Consider the following 12,028-nt stretch of genomic DNA (forward strand, 5'->3'; position numbering starts at 1 on the left):
CGATCAACTGTAACCGCGTCCGTCCGGGTCTTCCGGTCGAGCGCTGGGTTTCACAGTTGGCCCCGGCCCGCTCCCCCGCGCGCCGGGCCGGTCCGTGACAGCGCCCCCACGAGCGCCCCGGTCGGCTCCTGCGGGGGCCCGCTCACAGCCGGGGGACCCAGCGCTCGCCGCGCAGCGCACCACCGACCACCTCGACGCCGCGCGCCGCGGCCGCCAGGCGGGCACCCTCGCGCTCGTATGCGGTGATCGCCGCCGTCATCGCGTCGGCGGGCAGCTCGTCGGCCAGCTCGACCCGCACCGTCCGCCACCCCGCCCGCGCGGCCTCGAGGCCGGCCCGCACGTGGTCACGGGCGAAGCGGGCGAGCAGCACCGGGTATCGACGCAGCACCTCGTGGGCGCGGTAGTCCGGCGGGACGAGGTCGAACAGCCACGCGACGGCGCTCTGCTCCCAGTCCGGGGAACCGGGCGGGGGCACCGCGTCCGGCCAGCCCGGGGGCAGCGTCGCGTCCACCCCACCAGTCTGCCGCACCCGCCGAACACACGTTCGACGGCGCGCCCTGGTCGTCGCGCGGGAGGGCGCCCTCAGCCCGACGTCGGCCGCTTGAGCCAGAACTGCTCGAACCCCCAGGTGCCCGCGCCGCTGGAGTGGTAGCTGACCAGCTCCCACCCCTCGGCTCCGAGCCGGTTGAGCACCGAGCTGGTGTCCCCGCTCTGCCGCTCCAGCGAGCCGCCGGGGAGCTTCACGCTCACCCCTGCCCGCTGTGACTCGGCGTCGTTGGCCGTGATGACCGAGGCGTACTCCCAGGTGGTCACGGGGAGCACGGTAACCGACCCCCCGGTGCGGCCCCGGAGAGCGCTGGAGTGATCTGGATCCGGACCCTTCCGTCACCCACCCCGTTCGGGCTAACGTGACGCACAGCGCTGGATCAACTCCATTCGGTGTTGGGAGTCCAGCGGCCGGGTCGGCTCGACCCGCAGCCAGCTGTCGACCACCCGCCGAGGGGATCCCTGTCCGCATGCCCGCCTTCCGCCGGGGCCCGTCTGACCTGACTCGCTCATACGGCGCGATGGGACGTCCACGCACCGCCACGATCATCGGGGCCCTGGCGATCGTCGGCGTCGTCGCCGGCAGCGGAGCCCTCGTGCTCGACGACCCCGCGGACGGCGCGGCGCGGACCCCGGAGGTCAGCGCCACGGCGAGCCCGCTCCCGACCAACGACCGCGGCATCGGTCACGCCTCGCGGGCGGCCGTGCCGCACTCCTCGGCGCTGGTGACGCCCACTCCCGCGCCGCAGACCACCCCCGCGACGCCGTCAGAGACGCCCGCGCCCACCACGAGGGCCACCACCGCGGCCCCGAGCACCCCGGCGCCGGTCCCGGCTCCGGCTCCGGCTCCGGCTCCGAATCCGAAGCCGACACCCTCGACGACCCGGTCCACCCCGGCGCCGGCCCCCGCGCCCGCTCCGGAGCCGGCCCCTGCCCCGGCGCCGCCGGGCACCGGGGAGCGCGAGATCCAGGCCTACATGACCGGCTACTCGTACTTCGACAACGCCCCGGCCGGCAGCCCGAGCACCTCCCACCCGATCGTCCACCGGCAGGCCGGCGGCACCGGCACGTACGAGGACCCGATCACCGTCGCGGTCGGGCACTCGGAGGCCGGCGGCCAGGACACCCTCGACTGGGCTGCGGGCACCCGCTTCTACGTCCCGGCGATGAGCCGTTACCTGATCGTCGAGGACACCTGCGGTGACGGCGCCGCGCCGCAGAACGGCGCCTGCCACACCGGCTACCCCTCCTCGGCGTCGACATGGCTGCACGTGTGGGTCGACGGCCGGGACGCCGGCTCGTCGTCCACCGACTCCTGCCTGGGCCGCCTCACCGGCGTGCGCACGGTGATCGTCAACGCCGGTCCCGGCCACCCGGTCGACGCCGGCCCGATCGCCTCCGGCGGCGGCTGCGCCCTCTGAGCCGTCGCCCCGAGGCACTCGCCCGACGCAGCCGGGCTGCGGACCGCCGAGCAGTCCGGCGAGATCGAGGCCGTCGTGCGCCTTCGCCACGCGGCCGGTGGTCAGCGCCCAGCCGGCACTCGCGACCACGCTGCCCGTCACGGGGTCACCGCGCGGCGCTCCCGTACGGCTGTCTCCCTGCCGTGTCCTGGACGAGCAGGGCCACGCACTCCACGTGCGCGGTCATGGGGAAGGCGTCGAACCCGCGGACGGCCTCCAGCCGGTACCCCGCCGTCCCGAGGACGGCGACGTCACGGGCGAGGGACGCCGGGTCGCAGGCGACGTAGACCACCGCACGCGGGCCGGCGCCGGCCAGCACGCGGCTCACCGCCGGGCCGGCACCGGCCCGCGGCGGGTCCAGGACGACGACGTCCGGAGGCGTGCCGAGCTCGTCGATCAGGTCGGCCAGCCCCTCGGCGTCCACCTCGCCCTGCCAGACCTCCGCCTGCGGCAGGTCGGCCAGGTTGGCCTCGGCCGCGGCGCACGCCGCCGGGTCGGCCTCGACACACACGACCCGGCCACCCGTTCCGACGCCGGGGGCGAGCGCGCCACCGAACAGCCCCGCGCCGGCGTAGAGGTCGAGCACCGTCTCCCCCGGACCGACGGCGGCGAACCCCTCGACGGCGGACACGAGGGCGTCGGCCGCCGCGGGGTGCACCTGCCAGAAGCCGGTGCCCTCGACCTCCCAGTCGCGGCCGGCGGCCGTCCGGGCGGCCCGGCCGTCCGGTTGGGCGGGCCCGTCCTCCCCGGGGCGCAGCACGCGGGTCGTCTGCGGCCGGCCCTGCCGGTCCAGGCGGGTGGTGGTCACGGTGCCGTTCGAGTCGACGGCGACGTCCACCGCCCCGGCGCCCGGCCACCGGCGCCCCAGCACCGCACGGGCCGCGGGCTCGACGGTGATCGGGCAGTCGTCCAGCAGCACCACGTCGTGGGAGCGGTGCCGGCGCAGCCCGGGCGCCCCGGACCGGTCGACGGCGAAGCGGGCCCGGGAACGCCAGCGCAGCGGGCCGCCGGGGAGCTCCTCGACCACCACGTCGACGTCCAGGCCGGCCAGCCGGAGGAGCTGCTCCCGGACCACGGCCGCCTTCAGCCGGTGCTGCTCGGCCGGCGTCGCGTGCTGCCAGTCGCAGCCGCCGCACCGGCCCGGCCCGCTGTACGGGCAGGGCCGCTCGACCCGCTCCGGCGACGGGGTCAGCACCTCGATCGCGTCGGCGCGGCAGAAGCCGGGGTGGCGGTCCTCGGTGACCCGGACGACGACGCGCTCGCCGGGCAGCGTGTGCCGCACGAAGACCACCCGTCCCTCGTGCCGGGCCACACAGTGCCCGCCGTGCGCGACCGGCCCGACGGTCACCTCGAACTCCAGGCCGGTCCACCCACCCCCGCGGTCCGGGCGTCCGGGGCGGGCGGTGCGACCCGGTCGCCCGCCGCCGCGTCGTCCGCGCTCAGCCACAGCGGTCCTCCTGCCGGCCACGTCGTCGGGCTCCCTCAGCCATACGGGGTCGCCTCCGCCTCGTCGGTGGTCAGTCCGCGCCGCAGGTCCCCGGGCGCCGGCCCCCCGCCGCGGCCGTCGTCGTCCCGCCCCACCGAGCTCTCCAGCTGCCAGGGCACGGTGGTGATCATGACCCCGGGCTGGAACTGCAGCCGGGCGCGCAGCCGCAGCGCGCTCTGGTTGTGCAGCACGTTCTCCCACCAGCGGCCGACGACGTACTGCGGCACGAAGACCACGACCAGCTCCCGCGGGCTGTCCCGGCGGATCCCCTTGACGAAGTCGAGCACCGGCCGGGTGATCTCCCGGTAGGGCGACTCCAGCACGGTCAGCGGAACGGGGATGTCGTACTTCTCCCACTGCGCCTGCAGTGCCCGCGTCTCGGCGTCGTCGACGTTGACGGTGAGCGCGGTGAGCACGTCGGGGCGGGTGGCCCGGGCGAAGGCCAGCGCCCGCAGCGTCGGCTTGTGGACCTTGGAGACCAGCACGATCGCGTGCACCTTGCTGGGCAGCGTCCGGGAGTCGGTGTCGGGCACCAACTGCTCCGCGACGTGGGAGTAGTGCCGGTTGATGGCCTTCATCAGCAGGAAGAGCACCGGCATCACCAGCAGGACCAGCCAGGCGCCCCGGGTGAACTTGGTGACCACGATGATCACCAGGACGACGCTGGTGAGCGAACCGCCGACGGTGTTGATCGCCTGCGAGCGGCGGATCCGCCGTCGTGCGTCCGCGTCCTCCGTCGTCTGCAGCTGGCGGTTCCAGTGCCGCACCATGCCCCACTGGCCGATGGAGAAGCTGGTGAAGACGCCGACGATGTACATCTGGATGAGCCGGTTGACGTCCGCGTCGAACGCGAACAGCAGCAGCGCAGCGAAGCCCGCCAGCAGCAGGATGCCGTTGCTGTAGACGAGCTTGTCACCGCGGGTGTGCAGCTGACGCGGCATGAACCGGTCCTGCGCCAGCACCGAGCCCAGCAGCGGGAAGCCGTTGAACGCGGTGTTCGCGGCGAGGACCAGGACCAGCGCGGTCGCCGCCTGGATGGCGAAGAACAGCGGCGAGGTGTCACCGCCGAACGTGGCTGCGGCCAGCTGCGCGATGACGGTCCGCTGCGGCTCGGTGTCGCAGTCGGCGAAGCCCTGGAGGTCGCAGGCGTCCTCCACGTACTTGACGTCGGCGGCCAGTGCAAGCGCGGTAACACCGGAGAACAGGACCGCGGCGATCCCGCCCATGAGCGCCAGCGTGGTGGCGGCGTTGCGGCTCTTCGGCGGCTTGAACGCCGGGACGCCGTTGGCGATCGCCTCCACCCCGGTCAGCGCCGTGCAGCCGGAGGCGAAGGCGCGCAGCGCGAAGAAGAGCAGTGCCAGCCCGCCGAGCTGCTCGAAGCCGGGCTCCGGCGTGACGGTGTAGCCGGCCGTCTCGGCGACCACCGGGGAGTCGGTGAACAGGTCCCGCACGAGGCCGGTGACGATCATCACCAGGATGCCGGTGATGAACAGGTAGGTCGGCAGGGCGAAGGTGCGGCCGGACTCCCGCAGCCCGCGCAGGTTGGCCGCGGCCAGCAGCGCGACGAGACCCACCGCGATGAGCACCCGGTGCTGGTTGAGCCCGGGGAACGCGGAGATGATGTTGTCGGTGCCGGCCGCGACCGACACCGCGACGGTCAGCACGTAGTCCACGAGCAGCGCGCTGGCCACGGTCAGGCCGGCGAACTGGCCGTGGTTCTTGAACGCCACCTCGTAGTCCCCGCCGCCGGACGGGTAGGCGCGGACCACCTGCCGGTACGAGAGCACCACGGTCGCCAGCAGCAGCACGACGGCGATGGCCAGCCACGGCGCCAGGAAGAGGAAGGCGGTGCCGGCCAGCGTCAGCACGATGAGGATCTCCTGGGTGGCGTAGGCCACGGAGGAGAGCGGGTCGCTGGCGAAGATCGGGAGGGCGAGCCGCTTGGGCAGCAGCGACTCACCGGCGCGGTCGCTGCGGACGGCACGGCCGAGGAGCAGCCGTTTCGGGAGTTGTCCGAGGTCGGACAGGGTCGGCACGGCGGCGATCGTACGGACGCCGGGACGGCCCACGCCCCCGCCGGGAGGGTGAGTTGCAGCGCGTGGACGGCGTCGAGCGGCACCCCCGGGTGTAGCTTCGCGGCCGGGCAGCGCGGGCGGTCGGCGCCGGCGCACCGGGACCATCGAGCGGAGAGTCCACCAGTGCACGTGGTCGTGATGGGCTGCGGCCGCGTCGGTTCGGCCATCGCCCGCCGGCTCGAGGAGATCGGCCACAGCGTCGCGGTCATCGACCAGGACCCCGAGGCCTTCCGCCGGCTGGGGCCGGACTTCGGCGGCCGCCAGGTGACCGGGCTGGGCTTCGACCGCCAGACCCTGCTCGACGCCGGCATCGACTCCGCGGGCGCCTTCGCCGCGGTGAGCAGCGGCGACAACTCCAACATCATCAGCGCGCGGGTGGCCCGCGAGACGTTCGGCGTCCAGCACGTCGTCGCCCGCATCTACGACTCCAAGCGCGCCGAGGTCTACGAGCGGATGGGCATCCCGAGCGTGGCCACCGTCCCGTGGACGGTGAACCGGCTGCTGCGCGAACTGCTGTCGGTCAAGGTCAGCGAGTTGTGGCGCGAGCCCACCGGCCAGGTGCTGCTCATCCGGGTCACCGTGACGGAGGGCTGGGTCGGCCGGAAGCTGTCGGACCTGGAGGCCCAGTCCGGGGCGCGGGCCGCCTGGCTGGTCCGCTTCGGCGAGGCCCAGCTGCCGACGGCGACGACGGTCATGCAGGACGGCGACCAGCTCGTCGTGGCCGCGACCGACGCGATCACCACGCGGGTGCACGAGGTCGTCGAGCGCGGTCCCCAGGGAGGGGAGTCCTGATGCGGGTGGCGATCGTGGGGGCCGGCGCCGTCGGCCGGTCCATCGCCGGCGAGCTGCTCAACAACGGCCACGCCGTGATGCTCATCGAGAAGGACGGCCGCAAGGTCCGCACCCGGTCGGTGCCCGGGGCGGAGTGGGTGCAGGCCGACGCCTGCGAGGTCTCCTCCCTCGAGGAGGCCCAGCTGGCCACCTGCGACGTGGTGGTGGCCGCCACCGGCGACGACAAGGCCAACCTCGTCGTGTCGCTGCTGGCCAAGACCGAGTTCGCCGTCAACCGCGTCGTGGCCCGGGTCAAGGACCCCCGCAACGAGTGGCTCTACACCGAGGCCTGGGGCGTGGACGTCGCCGTCTCCACGCCGCGGGTGCTGGCGGCGCTGGTGGAGGAGGCGGTGACTGTAGGCGACGTCGTCCGGCTGATGAGCTTCCGCAAGGGCGCCGCCAACCTGGTCGAGATCACCCTCGCCGAGGACACCCCGTGGGTGGGCCGCCCGCTGCGGGAGGTGCCGCTGCCCCGGGAGACCGTGCTCACCGTGGTGCTGCGCGGCGACCGGGTGATCACCCCCAGCCCCGACGAGCCGCTCGAGGCGGGGGACGAGCTGCTGTTCGTCACCCACGCCGACGTGGAGGAGCAGCTGCAGGAGGTGCTCTCCCCCGCACACGCCGGCTGACGCCCACGCCCGCAGGGACCGGGTCGGGGTCCTCCCTCAGGCGGCGGGGCGCTCCGGCTCGCCGGGTCCGCTCTCCCGGTCGGCGGGCACGGCGCGGTGCCGGTGCAGTCGCGCGACCACCCACAGCGTCACGACGATCTCCACGGCGGTGACCGGCAGGCCCAGCACGAGGGACGCGGTGCCCAGCAGCTCCACCTCGTCCGCCCGGTACAGCACGTACTGGACGACGGCGCGGACCAGGAACGTCGCCCCCCAGAGCAACGTCAGCCAGGCGTAGGCGCGCACCATCCGGGAGTCGTCCCGCCAGTGCCGCTCGGGCTCCGGGTCGGCCGGTCGGACGCCGGTCTCCGGGTCCGGCGGTGCGCGGTGGTGCAGAGAGGCGCTGACCCGGTCGATCCTGCGGCGCAGCCCGGGCAGGGAGTGCGACGCCATCGCCCCCAGGTGGCTGGGCGCCAGGAACTCCGCGAGGACGCCGACCAGCGGCCAGCGCACGACGATCGAGCCGACCAGCACCACGCCGAGGGCGACGTTGCGGATCAGCCCCGGGACGAAGAAGTCCCGCGCCTGACCGGAGGCGGCGGCGATGCCGACGGCGATGGCCACCCCGAACAGGCCGCTCACGGCCTGCTGCACGCTCTCCCGGCGCACCAGGCGCAGCGTGAAGACGAGGACGGCGGCACCGACGGCCGACCAGATGCCGGCGCGCAGCTCCCCCAGGGAGTTGCCCACGATGAACGCGATCGTGGGCAGCGACGCGTCGACCATGCCGCGCCAGCCACCCAGCTGATCCAGCACCAGGTGCCGGTCGAACGTGACCGCGCCCGACCCTCCTGGCTCGCCCCCCGCCGGCCGGCCGGCGGGCTGCCCCGGCGCGGGCCGGCCCTCCCCCTCGGGCGCAGCCGTCACCCGGCGCTCAGCTCGTACCGGGGGTTGTAGATGACCTGGCGGCCGTCGAACGAGGCGAACCGGCCGGTGGCGGTCATCGTGCGCCCGGGCTCGATGCCCGGGATGCGCCGGCGGCCGAGCCAGACGAGGGTGACCGACCCGGAGCCGTCGAAGAGCTCGGCCTCCAGGGTCGGCACGGTCTCGCGCGGGGTGTAGACCACCGACTTCAGCCGTCCGGTCACGGTGACCACCGCCCCCTTGCGGCAGGCGCTGACCGCCTCACAGCCGGCGCTCACCGCGCCCTCGCGCAGGCGTTCGGCGTCGATGGTCTGGTCGTCGGCCGTCAGCCGCTGCAGGGTGCGCGCCAGCCAACCGCCCGAACGGGTCTCCGTCACGGATCCAGGGTAGATCCGTCGCGCGCCGCAGCGGCGCGCTCCCGCAGCCACTCGCGGACCAGCGCCCACGGCGCGCCGTCGGGGTCGATGAGCGCCATGTGGTCCGCGTCCACCCACCGCACCTCCACCGGCACCCCGGCCGCGGCGGCGGCCGCCGCGTAGCGGGCGCTCTGCCCCCGCGGGACGTCGTCGTCGGCGGTGCCGTGCACGCACAGCAGGTCCACGCCGGCCGGTACCAGCCGCACCGGGTCGGCGACGGCGTACCGGTCGGGGGCCTCCCCGGGCTCCGCGCCGAGCAGATCCTGCACCGCGCCGTCGCCCATCCGCTGGGCGGCCGCGAGCTCCAGGTCGAGGACGCCCGCCTGCAGCACCGCGGCGGTGACCCGCACCCGCGGCCGCGCTCCGGGCGCCCCCTCGGGCAGCCGCTGCCGCCCGGCCAGCCAGGCCGCGAGCTGACCGCCGGCGGAGTGGCCGACGACCGCGAGGAAACCCAGATCCAGCCGGTCGGCAGCGTCCCCGCCGGTTCGCCCGAGGTCCGGCAGCGCGTCGACCGCGGCCGCGACGTCCTCGAGGGTGACCGGCCACCCCCCACCGGCACCCACCCGGCGGTACTCGACCGCGACCGCGGCGAAGCCCGCGGCGGCGAGGTCGGCGGCGAGGGGCCGGGCCAGCTCGATGCCGTACGGGGCACGCCAGAAGCCGCCGTGCACCACCACGACCACGGGGGCGCGCCCGATGCCGGCCGGGAGGGTCAGCTCGACGAACTGGTCGGGGTGCGGACCGTAGGGGGCCTGCGTGGTGCTCACGCGCCCGGCGCCGGCGGGGTGGCGCCGCCCGCCTGCCGCCGGGCCGCCTGCTGGGCGGCCACCTGCGCCGCGGCCTGCGGGGGCAGGGTCAGCGGCAGCTGCTCGCGGACCGGCATCGGCTCGTTGCCGCGGACGACGACGATCCGCCGGAACGCCTCCTCCAGCTGCGCGGCCGCCTCGGGCCCCTCCGCGGCCGGCCCGCTGAGCATCCCGCGGAGGAACCAGCGTGGGCCGTCGACGCCCAGGAACCGGGCCGCCCGGCGCACCGGCTGCGGCGCCGGCTGTCCCTGTTGCGCGGGCTGGGCCACCAGGACCGTGCCGGTGAGCTCGTGGCCGAAGGGGCCCTCGACCTCCCGCAGCGACCCGCCCTGACCGGACGCGCTGCGGGCGAGGTCGGCCCGGACGTCGTCCCAGATGCCCGCGGCCCGCGGCGCGGCGAACGCCGACACCTGGAGCGTGGACTCCCCCGAGCGCAGCGTCGCGCCGATCACCTTCTGCTGGGCGTTGACGTCGACCCGCAGCTCCATGCCCGGCACCGCGGGCAGCCGCAGGGAGCCCAGGTCGATGCGGGCCACGCCGTCCTCGGGGGCGTCGGCTGCGTCCCAGGGTCCCGTCGTCTCCTCGACCTCCCGGGGCCGGTGCTGGGGTTCGGGGGGCACCCCGCGCTCACGCAGGCTGCGGTCGATGCGGTTGCGTCGCCGTCCGAACGGCATGTCAGGTGGGTCCCTTCGACTGTGCGCTGCCGTGGCCGCCGGTGGAGCCGTGCCCGCCCGCGCCACGGGCGCTCTCCGGCAGTTGCTCGACCGGGACGAACCGGGCCTGGACGACCGGCTGCACGACCAGCTGCGCGACGCGGTCGCCGCGGCGGAGCGTGAGCGGCGTGGTGGGGTCCAGGTTGACCAGGTTGACCTTGATCTCGCCCCGGTAGCCCGCGTCGATCGTGCCCGGCGCGTTGACCAGGCTCAGACCCAGCCGGTGCGCCAGGCCCGACCGGGGGTGCACGAAGCCGGCGTAGCCCTCGGGGATCGCCACGGCCACGCCGGTGCCGACCAGCGCCCGCTGGAACGGGGCCAGCTCGAGGTCCTCGGCGATGGCGAGGTCCGCGCCGGCGTCGCCAGGGAGGGCGTAGGTGGGGACGGCGTCCTCCGGCGAGGTCAGCCGGACCGGGACCTCGACCGCCGGGGTGGCCGGTTCGGGCACGGGCAGGTCGGGCACGTCGGCGACCCTATAAGGACCCTCTTGCCCCCCACCGCTCACGAGCTCGCGGCGGGCCCCTGCGAGGGGGTCAGGGGTTCTCACGTCACGGTCGGGGCCCTCTCAGGCCGGCGAGCACCCGGCGGGCGAGGTCCTCGGTGGCCCTGCGGTTGCCCCGCCCCCCGAGCGCCGCGCCGACGAGCAACGGCGCCGCCGCCGGGACGCTGCGGGCCAGGCGTCGGGTCATGCGGTGGCGGATCGCGCTCAGGCTCGCCCCACCGAGCAGCACGGCGATCCCCGGTGTGACCGCGTCGTCGACCGGCCGCTGCGCCGACCAGCTCGCCAGGTAGGCCGCCGCACGCGCCCGCGCGTCACCGGGGGCGGGCCGGCCGTACAGCTCGTGCAACTCGCCGATCATGACCACCTCCACCGCGGCGGTGAGCACCGTCTCGGCACCCAGCCCCAGCGGCAGCGTCAGCAGGGACGGCGGGGCGAACCAGGTGGCGGCGGAGATGCCGCCGGTCGCCGCGCCGATGCCGGAGGTGAGACGTGCCGCACGGGCGACGAGGGCGTCGGCGATCTCGTCGTCGGTCGCCCCCGGGTGCGCCGCGCGCAGCCGGGCGGCGTCCCGGATGGGCAGCAGCGGCACGGCGGCGCCGAGCAGGTCACCGAGGGGCGCGCCGGGCCCCCGGTCGGCCGCCGGGTCGGGTTCCGGCGTCCCGCCGGGGGCGGCGCTGCGCCCAGCGCGGGAGCCGGCCGCCGCGACGGCGGAGACGACGTCGCGCAGGGTCGACGCGGCCGACCGCCGCCCGTCAGCGGCATCCGCGGCCCCCTCGGCGGAGCCGGTGGCCCCGCCGAGGAGCCCGGAGACGGCGTCGGCCAGGACGCGGCCGGCGCGGGCCAGGGGACCCTCCTCCGCCGACGGCGCCGCGGCGCTGCCGCCACCCGCGACGGGACGCGGCGGCGGCACGTCGCGCACCGCGCCGGTGCGCTGCTGGTTCTCTGTCACTGGCTCTCCTCCCGACGGTGCCCCACCCCGGCCCCACCTCGAGGGTGGGGAGGCCGGACGGCGCCCCTCCCGCCGCGAGCGTCGAGCGGTGGGGGCAGGGTGTCCTTCTTCAGGCCGCGCAGTCGCGGCAGAACAGCTGGTCGCCACGGGTGGCGGCCAGCCGGCTGCGGTGCTGCACGAGGAAGCAGCGGGAGCAGGTGAACTCGTCCTCCTGCTTGGGGAGGACGCGGACGGTGAGCTCCTCGTTCGACAGGTCCGCGCCGGGGAGCTCGAGGTTCTCGTTGAAGTCGGTCTCGTCGACGTCGACCGACGAGGACTGCGCCTCGGCTCGCCGCGCCTTGAGCTCCTCCAGCGAGTCCTCGCCGAGCTCGTCGGCCTCGTTGCGGCGCGGGGCGTCGTAGTCGGTGGCCATGGGGTGTGCCCCTCCTCCGGGGTTCTCGCGGGCATCGGCGCCCGCATCGTCTGACAGCGGCACCAGGGGCGTCGCCGTCCTGGCCGGTCGCCAGGGCGACCGGTGGTCTGCAGACCGGCGCCCGCTGCTCGGGCACCGGCCGGGTGCTGCGGTCCGCGCCTCCCCTCCGCCGGACGGCGGGGGCGGTGACGCTCCGCCAGCGGACCCCCCAACGTCGCGCGGTCCCCGTTTGTGCCCGACTCGCGACGGGACGAACACATCGGCGCCGGATCGGTCGGGCGGCGTGCGGAGCGCCAGAGG

At 75.6% G+C, this 12,028-nt stretch carries 14 protein-coding genes; 3 read left to right on the forward strand and 11 right to left on the reverse strand.

The features are described from left to right. Positions 1-142: 142 nt before the first annotated feature. Positions 143-511: a hypothetical protein gene (locus tag CRP39_RS09620; RefSeq protein ID WP_097206146.1), complete on the reverse strand. Its 369-nt coding sequence runs from the start codon at positions 509-511 to the stop codon at positions 143-145. Between the two features lie 71 nt (positions 512-582). Next, on the reverse strand, positions 583-813 hold the full coding sequence (locus CRP39_RS09625) for a DUF4177 domain-containing protein (RefSeq protein WP_097206309.1): 231 nt from the start codon (positions 811-813) through the stop codon (positions 583-585). Positions 814-1,067: 254 nt separating this feature from the next. Between CRP39_RS09625 and CRP39_RS27180 the strand changes: the two genes are divergently transcribed. Beyond that, on the forward strand, positions 1,068-1,967 hold the full coding sequence (locus CRP39_RS27180) for a hypothetical protein (protein WP_216359675.1): 900 nt from the start codon (positions 1,068-1,070) through the stop codon (positions 1,965-1,967). 145 nt (positions 1,968-2,112) lie between these two features. On the opposite strand, the gene CRP39_RS09645 is transcribed toward CRP39_RS27180, so the two are convergent. Continuing rightward, positions 2,113-3,474 carry a class I SAM-dependent RNA methyltransferase gene (locus CRP39_RS09645; protein ID WP_425432559.1) on the reverse strand — a complete coding sequence of 454 codons (1,362 nt, stop codon included), beginning with the start codon at positions 3,472-3,474 and terminating at the stop codon, positions 2,113-2,115. Between the two features lie 14 nt (positions 3,475-3,488). Then, complete coding sequence (locus CRP39_RS09650; protein ID WP_097206312.1) at positions 3,489-5,528, reverse strand: APC family permease; 2,040 nt, start codon at positions 5,526-5,528, stop codon at positions 3,489-3,491. A 162-nt stretch (positions 5,529-5,690) separates the two neighbouring features. Here CRP39_RS09650 and CRP39_RS09655 point away from each other — a divergent pair, with 162 nt between their 5' ends. Further along, positions 5,691-6,359 (forward strand): potassium channel family protein, encoded by a 669-nt coding sequence (locus tag CRP39_RS09655; RefSeq protein ID WP_097206147.1) that lies wholly within the window; start codon positions 5,691-5,693, stop codon positions 6,357-6,359. Further along, positions 6,359-7,027, forward strand: coding sequence for a potassium channel family protein (locus CRP39_RS09660; protein ID WP_097206148.1), 669 nt, complete (start codon positions 6,359-6,361; stop codon positions 7,025-7,027). Before CRP39_RS09655 ends, CRP39_RS09660 begins: the two co-directional genes overlap by 1 nt. 36 nt (positions 7,028-7,063) lie before the next feature. Here the strand turns inward: CRP39_RS09660 and CRP39_RS09665 are convergent, their stop codons facing one another. The 7 genes from CRP39_RS09665 to CRP39_RS09695 all read right to left on the reverse strand — a co-directional run bounded on the left by CRP39_RS09665 (position 7,064) and on the right by CRP39_RS09695 (position 11,728). After that, the gene (locus CRP39_RS09665; protein WP_097206149.1) at positions 7,064-7,933 is read right to left on the reverse strand and encodes a DUF3159 domain-containing protein; all 870 of its coding nucleotides are present in this window, start codon (positions 7,931-7,933) and stop codon (positions 7,064-7,066) included. Continuing rightward, complete coding sequence (locus CRP39_RS09670; RefSeq protein WP_097206150.1) at positions 7,930-8,307, reverse strand: OB-fold nucleic acid binding domain-containing protein; 378 nt, start codon at positions 8,305-8,307, stop codon at positions 7,930-7,932. The genes CRP39_RS09665 and CRP39_RS09670 overlap by 4 nt, the downstream gene beginning before the upstream one ends. Then, positions 8,304-9,113, reverse strand: coding sequence for an alpha/beta hydrolase family protein (locus tag CRP39_RS09675; RefSeq protein ID WP_097206151.1), 810 nt, complete (start codon positions 9,111-9,113; stop codon positions 8,304-8,306). The genes CRP39_RS09670 and CRP39_RS09675 overlap by 4 nt, the downstream gene beginning before the upstream one ends. After that, positions 9,110-9,826, reverse strand: coding sequence for a DUF3710 domain-containing protein (locus tag CRP39_RS09680; RefSeq protein WP_097206152.1), 717 nt, complete (start codon positions 9,824-9,826; stop codon positions 9,110-9,112). The genes CRP39_RS09675 and CRP39_RS09680 overlap by 4 nt, the downstream gene beginning before the upstream one ends. A gap of 1 nt (position 9,827) precedes the next feature. Further along, positions 9,828-10,328 carry a dUTP diphosphatase gene (dut, locus tag CRP39_RS09685; RefSeq protein WP_245853725.1) on the reverse strand — a complete coding sequence of 167 codons (501 nt, stop codon included), beginning with the start codon at positions 10,326-10,328 and terminating at the stop codon, positions 9,828-9,830. Between the two features lie 85 nt (positions 10,329-10,413). Beyond that, positions 10,414-11,316, reverse strand: a complete 903-nt coding sequence (locus CRP39_RS09690; RefSeq protein WP_097206153.1) for a hypothetical protein — start codon at positions 11,314-11,316, stop codon at positions 10,414-10,416. A 109-nt stretch (positions 11,317-11,425) separates the two neighbouring features. Beyond that, complete coding sequence (locus tag CRP39_RS09695) at positions 11,426-11,728, reverse strand: DUF4193 domain-containing protein (RefSeq protein WP_097206154.1); 303 nt, start codon at positions 11,726-11,728, stop codon at positions 11,426-11,428. Positions 11,729-12,028: the final 300 nt, after the last annotated feature.

It is taken from the genome of Geodermatophilus sabuli (genome assembly GCF_900215145.1).
GTDB classification, from domain to species: Bacteria; Actinomycetota; Actinomycetes; order Mycobacteriales; family Geodermatophilaceae; genus Geodermatophilus; species Geodermatophilus sabuli.